General features: G+C 45.4%; 14 protein-coding genes and 1 pseudogene. 10 read left to right on the forward strand and 5 right to left on the reverse strand.

All coding sequences use genetic code 11. From position 1 onward, the window contains the following. Positions 1-4: 4 nt before the first annotated feature. Positions 5-994, reverse strand: coding sequence for a site-specific tyrosine recombinase/integron integrase (gene xerA / locus C7Y71_RS06930; protein WP_111898396.1), 990 nt, complete (start codon positions 992-994; stop codon positions 5-7). Positions 995-1032: 38 nt separating this feature from the next. On the opposite strand from xerA, the pseudogene C7Y71_RS06935 reads away from it, so the two are divergent. The 8 genes and pseudogenes from C7Y71_RS06935 to C7Y71_RS06970 all read left to right on the forward strand — a co-directional run. Next, a pseudogene (locus C7Y71_RS06935) lies at positions 1033-1803 on the forward strand (restriction endonuclease subunit S); the annotation flags it as partial. Positions 1804-2299: 496 nt separating this feature from the next. Then, complete coding sequence (gltX, locus tag C7Y71_RS06940; RefSeq protein WP_111898325.1) at positions 2300-3832, forward strand: glutamate--tRNA ligase; 1533 nt, start codon at positions 2300-2302, stop codon at positions 3830-3832. Positions 3833-3863: 31 nt separating this feature from the next. After that, the gene (locus tag C7Y71_RS06945; protein WP_111898324.1) at positions 3864-5153 is read left to right on the forward strand and encodes a 3-deoxy-D-manno-octulosonic acid transferase; all 1290 of its coding nucleotides are present in this window, start codon (positions 3864-3866) and stop codon (positions 5151-5153) included. 80 nt (positions 5154-5233) lie between these two features. Then, on the forward strand, positions 5234-6406 hold the full coding sequence (locus C7Y71_RS06950) for a MalY/PatB family protein (RefSeq protein ID WP_111898395.1): 1173 nt from the start codon (positions 5234-5236) through the stop codon (positions 6404-6406). Positions 6407-6443: 37 nt separating this feature from the next. Then, positions 6444-7151, forward strand: coding sequence for an AlkZ-related protein (locus C7Y71_RS06955; RefSeq protein WP_111898323.1), 708 nt, complete (start codon positions 6444-6446; stop codon positions 7149-7151). Between the two features lie 56 nt (positions 7152-7207). Beyond that, positions 7208-8299, forward strand: coding sequence for an acyltransferase family protein (locus tag C7Y71_RS06960; RefSeq protein WP_394366597.1), 1092 nt, complete (start codon positions 7208-7210; stop codon positions 8297-8299). 113 nt (positions 8300-8412) lie between these two features. Beyond that, positions 8413-11436, forward strand: coding sequence for a beta-N-acetylhexosaminidase (locus C7Y71_RS06965; RefSeq protein ID WP_111898321.1), 3024 nt, complete (start codon positions 8413-8415; stop codon positions 11434-11436). Positions 11437-11475: 39 nt separating this feature from the next. Further along, positions 11476-12000, forward strand: a complete 525-nt coding sequence (locus C7Y71_RS06970) for a ferritin (RefSeq protein WP_111898320.1) — start codon at positions 11476-11478, stop codon at positions 11998-12000. 79 nt (positions 12001-12079) lie between these two features. Here the strand turns inward: C7Y71_RS06970 and crcB are convergent, their stop codons facing one another. The 4 genes from crcB to C7Y71_RS06990 all read right to left on the reverse strand — a co-directional run bounded on the left by crcB (position 12080) and on the right by C7Y71_RS06990 (position 16944). Continuing rightward, positions 12080-12436 carry a fluoride efflux transporter CrcB gene (gene crcB, locus C7Y71_RS06975; RefSeq protein ID WP_111898319.1) on the reverse strand — a complete coding sequence of 119 codons (357 nt, stop codon included), beginning with the start codon at positions 12434-12436 and terminating at the stop codon, positions 12080-12082. A 27-nt stretch (positions 12437-12463) separates the two neighbouring features. Continuing rightward, positions 12464-13147: an SPOR domain-containing protein gene (locus C7Y71_RS06980; RefSeq protein ID WP_111898318.1), complete on the reverse strand. Its 684-nt coding sequence runs from the start codon at positions 13145-13147 to the stop codon at positions 12464-12466. 86 nt (positions 13148-13233) lie between these two features. Further along, on the reverse strand, positions 13234-15852 hold the full coding sequence (gene mutS / locus C7Y71_RS06985) for a DNA mismatch repair protein MutS (protein WP_111898317.1): 2619 nt from the start codon (positions 15850-15852) through the stop codon (positions 13234-13236). A 123-nt stretch (positions 15853-15975) separates the two neighbouring features. Next, a complete protein-coding gene (locus tag C7Y71_RS06990) occupies positions 15976-16944 on the reverse strand; it encodes a glycosyltransferase (RefSeq protein ID WP_111898316.1) in 969 nt (322 codons plus the stop codon). A 322-nt stretch (positions 16945-17266) separates the two neighbouring features. On the opposite strand from C7Y71_RS06990, the gene C7Y71_RS06995 reads away from it, so the two are divergent. Both C7Y71_RS06995 and C7Y71_RS07000 read left to right on the forward strand, forming a co-directional pair. Continuing rightward, the gene (locus C7Y71_RS06995) at positions 17267-19084 is read left to right on the forward strand and encodes an aminotransferase class I/II-fold pyridoxal phosphate-dependent enzyme (protein ID WP_111898314.1); all 1818 of its coding nucleotides are present in this window, start codon (positions 17267-17269) and stop codon (positions 19082-19084) included. Positions 19085-19105: 21 nt separating this feature from the next. Next, entirely contained in the window at positions 19106-20065 is a 960-nt protein-coding gene (locus C7Y71_RS07000) for a Rossmann-fold NAD(P)-binding domain-containing protein (RefSeq protein WP_111898313.1), read from the forward strand. The last annotated feature ends 8 nt before the right edge of the window (positions 20066-20073 follow it).

Here is a 20073-nt window from a genome sequence, read left to right on the forward strand (position 1 = left end):
ATTTTTATCCTATATACTTGCGATGAGCAATCTTTACATTCGCTTGATTTACCATTGCGTATTGAAGTGTGGTATCAATCTTTACATGCCCCAATAGACGTTGTACTTGCTCAATCGGCATCCCTTTATCTATGGCAAATGTGGCGAGTGTGCGTCTAAATTTATGAGGGTGAATTTTCCTGATTCTTGCTTGTTTTCCAAGCCTCTTTAGACGCTTTTCAACTCCGCTTATTGTTAGCCGATTATAAGGTGCATGTAGCGATACGAATAATGCTTTATTGTTATCTTTCCTCTTATTCAGATAATCTTCCAAATGTATTTTTGTTCGTGCATTGAAATATACAATTCGCTCTTTGTTCCCTTTTCCAAAAACTACACACTGTCGTTCTTTGAAGTCAATGTCTGTTCGGTTGAGTAACACCAATTCCCCGACGCGAACGCCAGTAGAAACAAGGAAATCAACGAGTGCCAAGTCGCGTTGCTCTATACAGCTGTCGCGAAGCCGCTCCAAATCCTCATCGCTCAAAGTTTCTTTTACCACTTGGTTTGTTTTTATCTTACGTATGCGCCTCACTGGGCTTTTTCCGATATAATCCTCGTCTTCCAACCACGCAAAGAAAGTTGAAAGAATACGCCTCATATTGTCTATCGTTACTTTACTGACCTGTTGCCTTTGTTCATAAGATGATAAGTAGTTCCTTATACAATCCGTATCTACTTGAGCTATGCCACATTTTAAGGTAGCAAGGAAAGAGACAATGGTATTGGCGTAATAGTTTAGCGTTTTACAAGAACATCCCTCAATCTGTTTGGCAGACAAAAAAATATCAAGTAATTGTTCATTTTCGTTTTCCGTCTGTGTACTGTTTTTTAGAGGTTGCACTTCTACTTGGTTTAATGTTTGTCGCAGGGTTTCTTTTAATAGTTTGATTTGTCGGCAGTCAAGGCTTCGCTGCATCGCACAAACCACTGTGTTAATGATGTTTTCTTTCATTGTTCCGATTTGTTTGGTTATTTCTATAATATAAGACGGCAACAAATCGGAATTTAGAAGCCCTTGCTAAGCAACTCTATGACTATTGGTTTGTTCAGTTTGATTTTCCTAACGAGGAGGGTAAACCGTACAAATCAAGTGGTGGCGTTATGGTGTATAATGAGAACTTAAAAAGACATATTCCACAAGACTGGAACGATGGCATATTTGCTGATATTGCCAATATAACAATGGGACAATCTCCAGATGGTTCAAGTTACAATGAAACTGGAGAAGGCGAAATCTTCTATCAGGGTAGCACAGATTTTAGAATCCGTTTCCCTTCTGTGCGTATGTACACAACATCCCCAACAAGATTTGCAAAGCAAGGTGATATTCTGATGAGTGTAAGAGCACCTGTCGGTGCAGTAAATATTGCAAATACGGACTGCTGTATTGGACGTGGCTTATCCGCTATCAATTCAAAGATTGGGTCAATAACCTATATATATTATGTAGTTCATTATCTCAAAGTCAGATTTGACAACCTCAATTCTGCTGGAACGACCTTTGGCTCAATAACGAAAGATGATTTGTACAACCTCCCTGTGGTGATTCCTCCTTCTGAGATAATAGAATTATTTGAAAAGGTCTGCAAACCAATATTTGATAAGCAGATGGAAATAGGATTTGAAATAGAATCGCTGACTAAGCAGCGCGACGAACTATTGCCGCTCTTGATGAACGGCCAGGTATCGCTAAATTCCGATTTATTGACATTCTTTTATTTATTTCCCATATACTCCAAACCGCGTACCGTTTCTTCATAATTCTGCAACGCCGTGAACCACGTCACGGGAGTTTTATCCTTCACAGAGCGAACTTTAGAAAAGGGTTTGCCGTCAAGATGTTACAAAAAATCGCGCCAGTTGGTGTCAAAATGTTACAAAAAACCATGCCGGTTGGTGTCAAATTGTTACAAAAAAGTTCAGATCGGTTGATGTGCATATACACAAACCCTTTTTGTCTGTATTTCTGCTTTTGCACTTGCAGCGCGTCATGACAATCAATCATATTCACCCTGGGCGATGTCCTGAGCTATGAGCGTTTGGGGCTTTCGGCCTGTTTGCCGGACACCAATCATGCTGAATACCTTGACATAACGGACGGGTAATTTCTGTCCGAAAACCCTGCCGTCTTTTTTAGGTTTTCTTTTCCTGATAATTGCCGTTAATTGCTTACCTTTGCAAAACATAAAAACGACCTACAAGGAACATATCTGAAGAATATTAAACAATTATCAGAATAAATAGAACATACCTTAAAATGGCAGAAAGAAAAGTTCGTGTACGTTTTGCCCCGAGCCCTACCGGTCCGCTACACATAGGAGGAGTGCGCACAGCGCTCTACAACTATCTGTTTGCGCGCCAGAATGGTGGCGATATGGTTTTCAGAATAGAAGACACAGACAGTAACCGCTTTGTACCCGGTGCAGAAGAATACATCCTCGAAGCCTTCAACTGGCTCGGCATTGTGTTCGACGAAGGTGTTAGTTTCGGGGGCGACAAGGGGCCCTACCGGCAGTCGGAAAGGCGTGATATTTACAAAAAATACGTAGATATTCTCCTCGAAGAGGGTAAGGCATACATAGCGTTCGACACACCGCAGGAACTCGAGGCAAAGCGCAACGAAATAAAGAATTTTCAGTACGATGCTTCCACACGCGGCATGATGCGCAACTCGCTCACGCTGCCGAAGGAGGAAGTTGAGGCACTCATCGCAGCAGGCACGCAGTATGTCGTGCGCTTCAAGATAGAACCGGGCGAGGAGGTGCACGTAAGAGACCTCATACGTGGCGACGTGAAAATCAGTTCTTCCGTACTCGACGACAAGGTGCTCTATAAGAGTGCCGACCAACTCCCCACATACCATCTGGCTAACATCGTGGACGACCACCTGATGGAGATAAGCCATGTGATACGTGGCGAAGAGTGGTTGCCGAGCGCACCGCTGCATGTGTTGCTCTACCGCGCCTTCGGATGGGAAGATACCATGCCGCAGTTCGCACACCTGTCATTGCTGCTCAAACCCGACGGCAAAGGAAAACTGTCGAAGCGTGACGGCGACCGGCTCGGATTTCCCGTCTTCCCGCTCCTGTGGAAAGACCCCAAGACGGGAGAAGAGTCGCGCGGATACCGTGAGGACGGCTATCTGCCGGAGGCGGTCATCAATTTCCTCGCCCTATTGGGATGGAACCCGGGCACGGATCAGGAAATCCTGTCTATGGAAGAACTGATCAACCAGTTCGACATCACGAAATGTTCGAAGGCAGGTGCAAAATTTGATTATGTGAAAGGACAGTGGTTCAACCACGAATATATCCTGCAAAAGCCCGACGCAGAACTCATGCCCCATTTCCAGAAAATACTGAAAGAAAATGGCATAGAAGTGCCCGACGAACGTGCACAGAAGGTGGTGGAACTCATGAAGAGCCGTGTGAATTTCATCAAGGAGTTGTGGCCCCTGTGCAGTTTCTTCTTCGAGGCACCGACGACCTACGACGAGAAGACCACACGCAAGCGCTGGAAAGCGCACAGTCCGAAGCAGATGTCGGAACTGCTGGAGGTGGTACGTGAGATAGACGATTTCTCCATCGAAAATCAGGAAGCAGTGGTTCATGGCTGGATAGAACAGAAAGAATACAAGATGGGCGATGTGATGAATGCATGGCGCCTGATGCTCGTGGGCGAAGGAAAAGGTCCGGGCATGTTCGACATCACGGCCTTCCTCGGGAAGGAAGAGACCCTCAGCCGAATGGAAAAGGCACTGAAAGAACTACCGGCAGCACCAACTGAATAAAAACAGAGGTTCCACACCACAACGTCACAACATGTACTCATTTATCATATTCCTATATGCCCTGGCTGTTTATATAGTTGCGTTTTTTGGCCACAAGAAAGCCCGAAAGATGGTACGGGGCCAAATGAAAACCTGGCACAAACTGAAATACCGGATTGACAAGAACGAAAAGTACATCTGGTTTCATGCTGCATCGCTCGGGGAGTTTGAACAGGGAAGACCACTCATCGAGCGAATAAAGAAAGAGCACCCGGAAAAGAAAATACTGCTCACTTTCTTTTCACCAAGCGGATATGAGGTGAGAAAGGACTATCCGTACGCCGACGTAGTGTGTTACCTGCCGTTCGATACAAAAATAAGCGCAAAAGCTTTCTTGCATTATGTGAAACTCGAAAAGGTTTTCTTCATCAAATACGAGTTTTGGCGCAACTACATCACACAGCTCAAAAAGAAAAACGTACCCATCTACAGTGTCAGTTCCATCTTCAGGCGTAAGCAGATTTTCTTCCGCTGGTATGGCTGGTGGTACAAATATATGCTCCGTCGGTTTACGCATTTCTTTGTGCAGGACGAGCGCAGCAAGGAACTTTTGGCTACTCTCGGCGTGAACCAGGTTACGGTAATGGGCGACACGCGATTCGACCGTGTCATCGACATCATGAAAGCCTCAAAAGAGTTTCCATTGGTGGATAAATTTACATACAGGGCAGAAAATCAGAAGAAAAACCAGACTGACATAGAGAAATACGACGACAAATTTCCAGTCTTGGTCTGCGGCAGCACATGGCCGGTCGATGAGGAATTCATCATACCTTATTTCAACAGGAACTTCAGAATGAAAATGGTGCTGGCACCTCATGTGGTCAGCGAAGAGCACCTCCAGCAAATAGAACAAAAACTCACACGCCCGTCCGTGAGATACACCAAAGCATCGAAGGAAGAGATAGACAAGGCGGAATGCCTCATCATCGACTGCTACGGCTTGCTCTCGAGTGTGTACAGATATGCTACAGTGGCTTACGTAGGCGGAGGCTTCGGGGTAGGCATACACAATGTGCCCGAGGCAGCAGTGTATGGCATACCGGTCATTATAGGACCAAACAATGAGAAGTTCCGCGAAGCGCAGCAACTGCTTGAAATAGGAGGATGTAAGGAGGTTAACAACGCCAGAGAATTTGAAAAATTGCTCGATACATTCTTTGCACACCCGGAACTCAAAAAGAGGGCGGGCGAGGCTGCCGGAAACTACATTATGGATCATGCCGGAGCAGCAGAAAAGATTTATCGCTTCGTGTTCCAATCAGAGGAAGAAAAGGATTGAAGTTCCTTGCCAAACTTTATTTTATTTAAATGATGACGAAAAAGTATATTTAAATGATGACGAAAAAGTATATTTAAATGATGACGAAAAAGTATAATTTTGACGAGATAATTTCGCGCGAAGGAAGTGGCGACTACAAAAACGGCGCACTCCTTCGCCTTTTTGGTCGCACGGACCTCATACCGATGTGGGTGGCTGACATGGATTGGGCTACACCGCCTTTCATCGTTGATGCACTGAAAAAACGCATGGAGCACCCCATATTCGGCTATACCCTTACGCCGCGCAACATGTGGACCGTCGTACGCAAGTGGATACGCGAACATCATCAGTGGGATGTGCCGGAAGAATGGATGACGTATATACCGGGCATAGTGAAAGGAATAGGCATGGCAATCAATGTCTTTCTGAAAGAAGACGAGAAAGTCATCATCCAACCACCCGTTTACCACCCGTTCCGACTCACACCCGAAGGCAACAGGCGCGAGGTGGTGTTCAACCCGCTGAAAGAACTGCCGAACGGCTCATACGCCATGGATTTTGACAACTTGGAGCAAGTGTGCGACGAAAAATGCAAGATGCTCATCCTCTCCAACCCACACAACCCTGCCGGCATCGTGTGGGACATAGAAACCTTGCAAACCCTGGCGCATTTCTGTGCTTCGAGGGGCATACTTGTCATTAGCGATGAAATCCATTGCGACATGGTGCTGACCGGACATAAACACCTGCCATTTGCTGCAGTGAGCGAGGAGGCAGCACAATGTAGCATCACTTTCGGAGCACCCTCTAAAACGTTCAACATAGCAGGAATAGTCAGTTCATACGCCATAGTGCCCAACGACGAGTTGCGCAAGAAGTTCTATGAATGGCTCGAAGCCAACGAACTCAACGAACCCACCATCTTCTCGCCAATAGCCACCATTGCAGCCTTCGGGCAGGGTGAAGAATGGAGACAGGAAATGCTGCAGTATGTGGAAGAAAACATAAAATTGGTGGTGGACTACTGTGCGCAGCACCTGCCGAAGATAAAACCACTCGTGCCTGATGCATCCTTTCTTGTATGGCTCGACTGTCGCGACATGGGGCTTGACCACGATGCACTCATCGACTTTTTTGTGAACAAAGCCCGTCTGGCGCTCAACGATGGCGAAATGTTCGGACCTGGCGGAGAAGGACACATGCGCATGAATGTGGCAGCACCAAGGTGTGTGATATTAAAAGCACTCGAACAACTGAAAGAGGTGTATTAACACACATTCTTTATCAAACAAAAGCCCTCGGAACGCTATGATACAAAGCATGCAAGATGTTGAAAAAATGGCGATGAAATGGGGTTTTTTGCCTTTTTTTGAATGTGGAATCAGGGGAATGTCCATAGCAGAGCATACACCGCCCGAACTATGGTTTTCCGACGATGTGGATGGTCCCTGGGAATGGAAAGGACCGCTCATAGGGCAAGGTTCCCTGGTATACGGGAAATTCTTCGATAAAAAGGCAGGATTTGTCAGTCTGGAATGGGTCGGTCATCTCATCAACTATCGCCGCGCAAAGGCTGTTGCACCACTGACACCAAAAGAAAAAGAAGTGTATGACTGTATAGTCGGCCATCAGGTGCTGCTGTCAAAAGAACTCAAAAAACGCTGCGGCTTCGTCAACCCTCGGTTACCTCGTCAAAATCAGTTAGAGAAAATCATCATGAAGGAGGTGAAACCGCCACGAAAGAAAGCAAAGGGCGAGTCCTTCGATGGTATTCTTACTCGCTTGCAAATGTCTCTTCGTGTATGCATAGCCGATTTTCGGTATAATTACGATAAAAACGGGAAAAGATACGGATGGGGAGTGGCAGAATATACCACCCCCGAACTGATGTATGGCGATGAAATAATTATGCCAAGTTGCAGTCCGGAGGAGTCCTATCGAAGAATGTTTTTGCAAATCATTCAAAAATTTCCGTATGCCACAGAAGAATCTGTCAGCCGCCTTTTGAAATTTTAAGAAAATTATAGACAACACCAAGAAAACAGCGCACACCTCTCATGAAAAGTAGTCAAATGAAAGCCAAAACACATTTCCTGCTGCTCGACGCTTTGCGTGGTGTAGCGGCACTGATTGTGCTGGTTTATCATTTTTTTGAGGGTTTCGCCACATCTTCGCAGGACCAGATGTGCAACCACGGCTATCTTGCCGTCGATTTCTTCTTTATCCTTTCGGGGTTTGTGATAGGCTATGCCTACGACGACAGATGGAAGACAATGAGCATGGGCACATTCTTCAAGCGGCGACTCATACGTCTGCATCCGATGGTCATCGCAGGAGTGCTGATTGGTGCTGCAACATTTGTTCTGCAAGGCAGTGAGCATTGGGACGGCACAAAAGTGAGCACTTCGATGCTGATGTTGGCAATGTTGCTCAACCTCTTCATGTTGCCCGTCTTTCCCGGCATGGGACCGGAAGTGCGCGGCAATGGCGAAATGTTTCCGTTGAATGGGCCCAACTGGTCGCTCTTTTTTGAATATATAGGTAACATCTGCTACGCCATTTTCATCCACCGGCTGTCCACGAAAGTCCTCACAGGGTTGGTCGTCATTTTGGGAGCAATGCTCGGAGCATATTGTTTGTTCAATATGTCGGGCGATTGGCATCTTGGGGTAGGGTGGAGCATGGACAGCTGGGGATTTCCCGGCGGGCTGCTCAGAATGCTCTTTTCATATACTTTGGGCATGTTGTTGTCGCGTAAGTTCCGCCCTTGTCGTGCACCGGGTGCTTTCGGCATAAGCACGTTTATTCTGGTGGCATTGCTGCCGTTGCCTTTCCTCGGAGAGGTGTATAATGCGCTTTTCGAGTTCTTTTGCATAGCGGCAGTCTTCCCGTTCGTAGTTTGGTATGCTGCATCAGGCAGTGTGAGCGGAAAGGTTTCGAAGAAAGTATGCACGTTCCTAGGCGACATATCCTATCCGGTTTATGTGGTACACTATCCTTTCATGTATCTCTTCTACGACTGGGTGTGGGACAACAAGGTACCGCTCGCCCAGGCCTGGCCCTACGGGGTGCTCGTCATCGTGGGGTCTGTATTGCTCGCATGGGTGCTACTCAATGTTTATGACAAGCCCGTTCGGAAATGGATGGGAAATAGGTTGACATAGAACACCCCGCAAAGACGTGGCGACTTACGCAAAACCTATAATTTTCTCATTATGAAATAAATGTGTATTTTTGCAATAGATAAAAACCTGTTAAGGGATAAATATAATTTAATATGAAGAGAATAACGATCCTTATCCTAACCATCATTGTCTCAACAATTTCGTTGATGGCGCAACCTTCCAATTCCAGTTCTTCTAATCCTGTTTGGTACATGATTAAGTGTGTGAATGGTGGTGGTTTTCTTACTACTCAAGGTAGTGGAAACATTATCACAACAGCCAAGGGAATAGGCTCCAGTGCCCAATTCTTTCGTTTTGAGGATAATGGAGACAATACTTGCACAATCATTAGCAAGGACGGGTTGACGCTTTATGCTGAAAGTGTGGCAAGGTCAGGCAAAATATACGCCGCAACCTCTGCCACAGGCAACAACAAATTCAAAATCGTAAAAAAGACAAATGGGTTTGAAATTCAGCCCGCCACGTCCTCTGCCATAGCCTTCAACCAGTTTGGCGGAACAGCCATCGGCAATCAAATAGGACTCTGGGACACTAACGACACGGGCAACCTGATGACTTTCCTTGCAGAAGATGATCCGACTGTCGAAGCCCTTGTTGAAGCAGCAAAGGATGCTGAAGAGCAGAAGGCACAAATGGCAGAAGGTGCAGCGAAGGGCTTCCACGTCATACCTTTCCCTAAGAAAGCGATACTTGGAAACAAAATCGACATCGACCAAAATATCATTCTCGCCACTATCGAAAAGGCTGCAACCATCCTCACAGGAAAGGTGGACAACATTACCTTCGCAACAGACAACACTATTGCCCCGGAAGGATATAAACTTACTGTAACAGAAAGCAATGCCGTTACTATAACGTCGAGTGCTTCGAGAGGAGCATATTATGGCTTGATGACACTCAAGCAAATGGCACTTACAGATGGCTATTTTGCATGTAACATAGAAGACGCTCCAAAACTTGAACACCGCGGATTGATGCTCGATGTGGCTCGCCATTTCTTTGATATGGACGAGGTGAAGAAGATTATCGACGTGATGTCGCTCTACAAACTCAACCGCTTCCATTGGCACCTTACCGATGACCAAGGCTGGCGTGTGGAGATACCTGAATACCCCTTGCTCACCGAAGTGGGAGCCATCAGAAAGGCCTCGCTTGTCAACAGCATTGGCTATAATGGCTTGTATGACGATACAGAATATGGTCGCGGCTGCTATTACACTCTTGACCAACTGCGCGAGATAGTGGAATACGCAAAAAACAAGCAAGTGGACATCATGCCAGAAATAGACCTACCGGGACACATGGTTGCTGCCATTGCATCCTATCCTGAACTCTCTTGCGACCCTGCGAAGAGTTATGAAGTGCGGGTGGAGGCTGGCATCTCATCTGACCTGCTGGCAGTACACAAAAGTGGTACAATGGATTTCCTCAAATGTGTGCTTGGACACATAGCAGACGTATTCCCGTTCAAATATATACACATCGGTGGTGACGAATGCAAAGTAACAAGTAGTTCGTGGCAGACGCTCTACAACAATAATGATGTGGAGTTCAGAAGTTTTATGAACAAATATAATCTTTCGTCTGTAAATGATGTGCAGGCATGGCTTGCCGATACGCTCGGAAGATGGATTACGCATAATTATGGTAAGGAAATCATTGTGTGGAACGAAGTGGTAAGCCACTGGCGAGATGGCTATCTCAAGCCAGCAGGGGTTATGGCATATAGTGCGGGCGAAAACTGGGAAAGCAAGGCGGCAGCAAAGGGTATGAAGTCTATTTCAACTCCAACTTTCCCTCTTTATTTTGACATGATGCAGGGCGACACTAAATTAGAGGACCCGTATAGCGGTGGCTATGGCAACAATAGTGTGCCAACCGTTTACAACTATTCCATTCTTGGAGCATACGGATCATATCCCGAATCATACTGTCTTGGCGCACAAGGCAACCTCTGGACTGAAAGTACGAACAAAAACATTGAAGTGGAGCACAACCTCTTTCCAAGAGGCATAGCACTTGCGGAGAATTGCTGGATGCCAGAAAGTGCCAAACTCTACTCCAATTTCCGTACACGTTTGCAGAGTCATGCACCTATCCTCAAAAGTATGGACGTGAAGTATGCCACACAGGAAATTGACGAGAAGACAACTTATGCCGACCTCGTAAAAGAATACTATGCCGACTACCATGCTGATGAAATAGGTTTTCCCGATGCCGCTTCTTATGCACGGTTGAAGAAAGCCATTGACGCCACTGCTTCTGAGGCAGCAATGAAGAATGTGGCTAATCAGTTCAAGATGAAAGTAACCCTGCCTGCAGAGAAAAAACTTGTTAAAATCATTTCTGCTGCTACAAAGTGGGACCAAAGATTCCTTGGTTCGTCCGTATATCTCAAAGACAGCAATTCACTACACATTCACTACACAGAACAGTTTGAGCCGGAAGAATTGTTCTACATGGACATCGCAGGTTCAAAACGCTACAATTTAATCAATGTGGTGGCAGAGAAGAAAATCGATTTGGCTGACGGCAAGGCTTCGCTTGTTGACCCCACATCAAGTACAACATTCATTACGCTCTCGAAACCAGGAACAACTACGTCGGGAAGCACCACAGTGGATTATAAACCAGGTGTGCTACTCATCAGCCAAGGAGACTATGCCTTGTGTACAGACAATACAGGAAATGTCTATTCGGGTACACAAAACTTGACTTATTGTTATCCTACAACCTGGTATATCTTCGAAGTAAAGGATTTTAATGCTTACAACCAAGGTCTCATACGCAAGTGCGAACAGTGGATAAGAAAAGGAGCAAATGGTTCGCTCACAGCTGCTGCGCTGAATTTCTTAAACCAATACGTTTACACTCCTGCAAAGAATGCAGCCGAAGCAGGAAAGGTGAGTGAGAACACCTATATGAATCTGCTCGGGCTGTACAGAATGTTTCTTAATAATGCTGATAAGGACACCATGCCCGATATCACAGACGTAAAAGAGTTGGAGATGTTAGACAACTTCGGCAATTCAGCACTCTATGACCTTAGCGGTCGTCTTGTCGGCAAGCCCTCTCAAGGCATTTACATTCAGAATGGAAAGAAAGTAATGCTATAAAAGAAGATCAAAGTATAACCATTAAAACAGAAACTCATTATGCTTAACAAAAGAATAGAAGCAGCACTGAACAAACAAATCAATGCAGAACTATGGTCTGCATATCTCTACCTGTCAATGGCAACCTACTGCCACGCCAAAGGCTATTCTGGCATCGCGTCGTGGTATGAAGTGCAGTTTCGTGAAGAGCAAGATCATGCAAAAATCCTCTTCAACTATGTGGTACAGCGTAACGGGCGCGTCGTTCTTGCACCAATCGATGCTGTACCGACTGAGTGGAACGGACTGCTTGACGTGTTCGAAAGCACACTCGCACACGAAGAAAAGGTTACGGAAATGATTAACAATCTTGCCGCGCTTGCTGCTGATGAAAAGGATTTTGCCACACAGAGCATGCTCAAGTGGTTCATCGACGAACAAGTGGAAGAGGAAGACAACGCCAACACTATCATCGACAACCTCAAGATGATCAACGACAACGGCTACGGGCTGTATATGCTCGACAAGGAACTCGGCGCAAGGACATACACACAGGCTTCACCTCTCGCAGATTCCAATCTCTGATTAGTTGAAAAAAATTCTGAGTACTCTGATTATTCAGGGTACTCAGAATTATTTTGTAATTCTCGTCTGGACTAAACCATCAGGCAGAGAAGCGTAAACCCAGCCACACAGCCAATACGCCCACCACAATACTTGCACCAACGTATAACGCGGCAAGAAGGGCATCACCCGCTTTTAGCATACCAAAACTCTCGTTGGTAAACGTGCTGAATGTAGTAAAACCACCACAGAACCCTGTAATCAACAGTAGTTTTATACCATCAGAAATAACACCCTTTGTGGTCCATCCCACCAACAGACCGATAAGTAGCGAACCGAGGATGTTGACAGCAAAGGTCCCCCACGGAAAGGAGGTGTGAGAAAAGCACGATATGACATACCTGCATACCGACCCCACAGCACCGCCAAGCGCAACAAGAAGAATGTTTTTTAGCATATAATATATATTCAGAAAACGGAAAGACTATAGAGTTAAAACCCACGCACCATTGAAACTGTATTTGAGGTTGTCGCATACATTTTGTGCGTCATAATACGAATCTGTGGTATATGCTATTACGCGGTACCAGCGACCCTTGTTTCTTATGTTAAATGGAACAACCTGTCCGTAATATCCCGTTGAGTTGCTGACTGTTGAAGCAAATCTTTCTGCCTCTGCAGGATTTTGAAAACTTCCTACTATCACGCTGTATCTATTCAGACGGCTTTGGGCAACGGCATCTTGTGCGTTTTGCTGAGCCATGTATGCTCTGTTTGCAGATTGCGTTTTGGCCTCTTTTGCTTCGTTTTTGGCTTCTTCGGCTTTTGCATTGGCTTCTTCGGCAAGTTTTTTTGCCTGTTCCACCTCTTGCTTAGCCTGCTCGGCCTTCAGACGTTCCGTTTCTGCAAGCCTGCGGGTGGATTCGGCTTCTTGGTGCTGAAGGAACAGAAGAACACCTCCAAGTATCAGAATAGTCGTTACTAATGCAGCAACAATGCCGTAAAGCCAGGTTTTTGAATTCTTCTTAGGCGTATTCGTAGGTGGTCCGGCATAAGGATTTTCTGCAACAGGGTTTTCTGTGAATTCTATTGTGCAGCCACAATAAGGGCAAAAAGCAGACTTTTCCGGAACAGGCTGCCCGCAATGTTGACATTGAATTGTTGACATGGTTATGTAGATTATTTGTTAAGGAAAACGATTTCTCCGCAGGTATAGGCTCTGCCATTATAACGTTCCGACTTCGAAAAGCCGCCTTACTTCCCTTTCAGTATCCGCTTGATTTCGTTCAGTTTGTTGAGTGCCTCAAGCGGGGTGAGGTTGTTCACGTCGAGGTTGAGCAGTTCGTCGCGTATCTGTTTCAGGACAGGGTCGTCGAGTTGGAAGAAACTGAGTTGTGAGGCGGGTGTGGCATCGGGCGCAAGGGTCTCCACGTTGATACCTCCATTTCCACGGTTGTTTGCCTCCAGTTCTTTGAGGATTTGTTCTGCGCGGCGTATGATGCTACGGGGCATACCTGCTATTTTTGCCACATGGATACCGAAAGAGTGTTCGGAACCGCCACGCATCAGTTTGCGAAGGAAGATGACTTGACCATTCTGTTCTCGCACAGTAACGTTGTAGTTCTTGATGCGACAGAAATGCTTTTCCATCTCGTTCAACTCGTGATAATGCGTGGCAAAGAGTGTGCGGGCATGTGCCTGCGGGTTTTCGTGGAGGTATTCCACTATTGCCCAGGCAATGCTGATGCCGTCGTAGGTGGATGTGCCGCGCCCCAGTTCATCGAAGAGTACGAGTGAGCGGTCAGTGAGGTTGTTCATGATGTTCGACGCCTCGCTCATCTCGTTCATAAATGTACTCTCGCCTACGGATATATTGTCGCTTGCACCCACACGGGTAAAAATCTTATCCACGATGCCTATCCGTGCACTTTCTGCCGGTACATACGAGCCTGCCTGAGCCAATAATGCAATGAGGGCGGTTTGGCGCAGCAAGGCACTTTTACCTGCCATGTTAGGACCGGTGATGATGACGATTTGCTGCTTTTGGTTGTCGAGGAAGGTGTCGTTAGCCACATATTCTTCGCCAGGCGGCATGAGACGTTCGATGACGGGATGGCGACCGTTGTGGATGTCGAGTTCGCAGGTTTCGTCCACAACGGGGCGCACGTATCGCTGCTGTTGTGCCACACATGCAAAACCATGCAGACAGTCAAGGGTGGCTATGGCTGCGGCATTGTGCTGCAACTCACCAATGTATTTTGAAGCAAAGAGCACCAGTTCGCTGTAGATTTTCGTTTCGAGAGCAAGAATCTTGTCCTCTGCACCAAGGATTTTCTCTTCGTACTCCTTGAGTTCCTGAGTGATGTATCGCTCGGCGTTCACCAGTGTTTGCTTTCTTACCCATTCCGCTGGCACATTGTTCTTGTAGGTGTTGCGCACTTCAATGTAGTAGCCGAAGGTGGTGCTGTAGCCTATTTTGAGCGACGGAATTTGTGTGGTTTCGCTCTCGCGTTGCTGTATCTGCATAAGGTAGTCCTTCGACGAGGTGGAAATCTTCCTCAACTCATCGAGTTCTTCGTTTACGCCCGCAGCGATGACGTTTCCCTTTGCTACCTGTGCCGGCGGGTCAAGTCGCAGAGCGCGTTGCAGCGCATCGCGCAGGGTGTCGCAGGGGTCCATGCGTTCACCGAGGGTGCGATGAGGGGTACTATCTGTGTCTTTACATGCCTTTTTGAGTAGCGCCACACTCTCGAGTGTAAAGCGTAGTTGCTGCAGTTCCCGTGGGTTCACACGCTGGGTGGATATCTTCGAGGCGAGGCGCTCCAAGTCGCCTATCTTGCCGAGTTCTTGCTCGCAAAGGTCGCGGAACGCAGGGTCTTTGAAGAAGTATTCCACACCATCCTGCCGCCAAGTGATGTCTTTCACCGTACGCAGTGGGAAAAGCAACCAGCGCCGCAGTTGGCGGGCACCCATCGGTGTCAGTGTGCGGTCTGTCACGCTGAGTAGCGATGTGCCACCCTCCTGCATCGGAGCAATCAGTTCAAGGTTGCGCGCGGTGAATTGGTCGATGCGCACATAGCGCTCTTCCTCTATGCGGCGTATGCTCGTGATGTGCTGAGTATGGGTGTGCTGAGTAAGTTCGAGGTACGACAGGATAGCACCGGCACTCACGATGGCTGTCTTCAGATGGTCGATGCCAAAGCCCTTCAGTGTTTTCACCTGGAACTGCTTGAGCAGTTTGTGACGGGCGGTGTCTTCGGTGAAGATCCAGTCGTCCACCTCATACACATAGTATTTCGAGCCGAAGATGCTCTCGAAACGAGCACGCATGCCGCGAACAACGAGTATTTCTTTCGGAGCAAAGTTCTGGATGAGTTTCTCAATGAGTTCGGGCAGCCCTTCAGCCACGAGGAATTCGCCTGTGCTGAGGTCGAGCAGTGAAAGCCCAAGAGAACTCTTCCCGAAATTCACGGCACAGAGGAAGTTGTTCTCGCGGGCATTGAGCACATTGTCGTCCATTGCCACACCGGGCGTAACGAGTTCAGTTATGCCGCGTTTCACGAGTTTCTTTGCCAACTTCGGGTCTTCCAACTGGTCGCATATTGCCACGCGAAAACCTGCGCGAATCAGGCGGGGCAGGTAGGTGTCGAGGGCATGGTAAGGAAAACCTGCCATCTCCATGGCAGCCGAAGTGGCACTCTTGCCATTGCTGCGCTTGGTCAGCGTGATACCCAGCACCTGCGAAGCCGTCACGGCATCCTTGCTGTATGTCTCATAGAAGTCGCCACAACGAAAAAGCAGCAAAGCATCGGGGTGCTTCGCTTTCAGGTCGAAAAATTGCTTCATCATCGGGGTCAACTCTTCCTTCACCATATCAATTCATTTTATAGAAATAATAATTATTCGCACAAAAAGCAAAGATAAGCCTTTTTTTGAAGAAGGGCAAGAAGGGGGGCGTTTATTTGAAAATATGCTATGTCGTAAGTTCATTAAACTTTACTTCAATTTAAATCGGAAACTATACAGGCACATGATTGGGTAGAGCCATCCGCGGATGTATTTTACGAGGCTAAACCCTTCTGTTTTGAAAAGCCAGTTGCAGTTTTTGGAGTATAAATAACCTAAACGCAACTTACTCCAAAATCCTGATTTAAGATGGAGTTCCATCATGCGAATGGCTGTATGGCTGATTTCGTTGTCGCAATTCAAGGAACGAAGGAGTTCAAGCCTCGCTTCTACATATATGTCTGAATGAGGTTTTGCTTCATGATAATGCTTAATACACCATCGCAGGATGTAGAAAAAATTACCTATACCGGGTAGTGAGCGCGAGAAATCTTTATATGTTTCTGCTTCTTTGTGTCTTCGATGCCGTACAAGTACCTTGTCCGTGTATATTAGGCTACAATGTGCAGCAGCGATAAAGGCGTATGTGCCGTCGTACATGGCAACTTTACGCACAGATACATCAGGAGGCAACAGATTTAGTATTTCTCGTTTCATCAAGATGTTGTGTCCGGGAGCCCCTGTAAAAAAGAATTGTCCAAGTTTGTAATTTGGAATTCTTTGGTCGTTGTGTATAAAAGAGCCGTCATCGGTAAAATACCAAGAGCGCCCGATGCAAAGCATGGCATCTCCTATTTTCTCTATTTGATGTGCTATCTTATCTGACTCCCAAATGTCATCTTGGTCGCTGATGGCAATGTAGTCGCCGGTGGCTCGGCTGAGTGCCTTGTGAAAATTGGCATTTGCCCCTAGTTTCTCTTCATTCTTGAAAATTTTAATGATGTCGTTGTCAGAAGCGTATGATTGAAGTATCTCCATCGTCCCGTCGTCCGAAATATCATCCTGAATGATGATTTCATGAATGGGGTAGGTCTGTGCCAGAATGGAATCAAGTTGTTCTTTGATATATTTTGCTCCATTGTAAGTGCACATCACGATTGATACAGTTCTTTCTTCCATGTTTATGTCATATAAATTAAACAACAGTCGGTCTCGTTTTTATGATAAAAGTGCGGAATCTATGAAAAAACATGAGATTTCGCACCAAAATAAATCATAATTGTGCGAAAAGAGAATTCAAAGTTTCACTCTGCAAAGTTAAAAAACTTCTTTGAGCAATATGGAAAAAGTGCAAAATATCAACCTGTTATCCGGTTTTGTCAACATTGCTCCCTCAAATTCTGAAAAACCATACCCCGTCCTGTATGGTTCAAAATTATAGTAATACTGTATTTCAACGATTGTTATTATCTTTGCAAAAGCAACGAAATTAAATATATAGATGCAAGCAATCATATTAGCCGCAGGCATGGGGCGTCGGCTTGGAGAACTGACGCAAAACAATACGAAGTGTATGATTAGCGTGAACAAAGTTACGCTGATAGACCGTATGCTCACGCAATTAAGTCGTTTGGATTTGTCGAGGGTAGTCATCGTCGTTGGTTACAAAGGCGCAGAACTGAAGTCATTTATCGGAATGAGATACGACCGACAACTGAAGATAGAATATGTGGAAAACCCTATCTATGATAAAACAAACAATATCTATTCATTGGCTCTTGCTAAAGAACAACTGCAAGAGGATGATACGTTGCTGATAGAAAGCGATTTGATTGTGGAAGACAGTCTTTTCGACCTTATTCTTAACGATGAACATCCTAACATAGCGCTTGTAGCAAAGTATCAGACATGGATGGATGGCACTATGGTCTGCATCAACGACGACCTGAATATCGTAAACTTTGTTCCCAAAAAGGCATTTAAGTACGATGATACAGACCACTACTACAAGACGGTTAATATATACAAGTTCAGCAAGTCGTTCAGCCGCAATAAGTATGTGCCGTTTCTCGAGGCTTACAGCAAGGCGTTAGGTAATAATGAATATTATGAACAAGTGCTGCGCGTCATCACGTTCCTTGACAACACAGACCTTAAGGCACTGCCCATAGGCGAAAGGAAATGGTATGAAATAGACGATATTCAGGATCTCGACATTGCTGAGACTATTTTTGCATCGAAAGAGCAGATGATGGAACGCTATAACAAACGCTATGGCGGGCATTGGCGATTCCCCAAATTGTTAGACTACTGCTATCTTGTCAATCCTTACTTTCCGACAAAGCGGATGAAAGATGAAATACGTGCTAATTTCGACACGTTGCTCACACAGTATCCTTCAGGCATGTATGTCAACTCGCTACTTGCTGCAAAGTATGTCAATGTGCGACAAGACTACATAGTTGTCGGTAATGGTGCAGCCGAACTTATTAAGAGTTTGATGGAGAACACGAAAGGCAACGTGGGGGTGGTATATCCTACTTTTGAAGAATATCCCAACCGCTCTTGCGACGGGGAGAATAAGATAGTGGCATATATCCCTGAGGCGGAAGACTTTTCGTATTGCGCGGACGACCTTAAAAGTTTTTTTGCAGACAAGAATCTAAGCATGCTGTTGCTTATCAACCCGGACAACCCCTCTGGCAACTTCATTCCTAAAGCTGATGTCATTCAGTTGGCAGAGTGGTGTAAAGAAAAGCATATCCGGCTTGTGGTGGATGAGTCTTTCGTGGATTTCAGCGACGACTTCCGGAATAACTCATTGTACGACAACGACATTCTCGACAATAATCACAATTTGATAGTCGTCAAAAGCATTTCAAAATCGTATGGCGTACCGGGGCTCCGACTCGGATTTCTTGCCTCTGCCGACACCGACCTCATTCAAAGGATGAAAAAAGATGTCGCGATATGGAACATCAATTCCTTTGCAGAATTCTACATGCAGATCTTTGGAAAATACACCATGGACTATGATGCTGCATGCAGGAAATTCATCTCAGAACGCTGCCGTTTCAGAGAAAGGTTGGAAAAAGTGCCATTCATCAGAGTTCTGCCTTCTCAAGCAAATTATTTTCTCATAGAAATAACGGAGAAATATACTTCAACCCAACTGACACAAATCCTGCTCGAAAAATATGACATCCTGGTGAAGGACGGCAAGTCGAAAAAGTCACTACAGAACAGAAATTTTATAAGAATAGCCATCAGAGACAGTAAAGACAATGACAAACTTGTTGATGCCTTGATGGAGTTATAAGCGTTGAACAATCTTGTAATTATGGAAACAAAAATTTCAATTATAAATCATAGCGATATTTTGGAACTAAAAATCTCGCCTTTGAGATGTTTGCAATGGGTAGAAGAGTCTTTCAGAAGGAAATACGAATCTCAAATACCTCCCAAAATAAGTTTACATCCAAGAGAGTGGGATTTCTTTAATACAATGCCATGTCTTTTGCCTAACGATATTGATAGGTTTTCTGTTAAAGTCGTAAACAGGATAGAGGGCGAAATACCGTCTTTAAAAAGTCAAATTCTGCTTTACGAGTGCAGCACAGGAAATTTATTGGCAGTTCTGGAGAGTTCTTGGATTACTACCATGCGTACGGGAGCGGTCGCTGCTTTAAGTAGTAGATTGTTTGAAAAATCAGATGCAAGTGTTTATGGGTTTGTTGGTCTTGGAAACACAGCAAGAGCAACAGCGTTGTGCTTGTTGTCTGAAAAAGATTCAAAAACTGTAACATTCAAATTATTAAAATATAAAGACCAGGCGGAGAGTTTTATAGAAAGATTTTCAGAATATAGCAATATTAACTTTGAAATTGTAGATAGTGCAGAGGAAGTTGTGGCCACGAGTGATGTTGTTTTTTCTTCAATTACTTCTGCAAATGGCCTGTTGTGTCCGAATGATGCTTATTTCAAGCCAGGCGTTCTGATAGTTCCAATTCATACCAGGGGATTTCAAAATTGTGATTTGTTTTTTGACAAAATTTATGCAGATGACGAAGGACACGTAAAAGGATTTAAGTATTTTTCAAAATTTCTGAATTTCAATGAGTTGAGTAGAGTTCTATTGGGAGAAGCCAAAGGAAGAGAAAATGACGAAGAAAGGATTTTATCATACAATATAGGGTTAGGGATGCATGATGGTTGGTTTGCAACGCATATTTATGACATGATTGGGAAGCAAGCCCCAACCTTCAAAATGGAAAAAATAGAGAATAAATTCTGGATATAGGCTTGAGT

It is taken from the genome of Pseudoprevotella muciniphila (genome assembly GCF_003265305.2).
Classification (GTDB): domain Bacteria; phylum Bacteroidota; class Bacteroidia; order Bacteroidales; family Bacteroidaceae; genus Alloprevotella; species Alloprevotella muciniphila.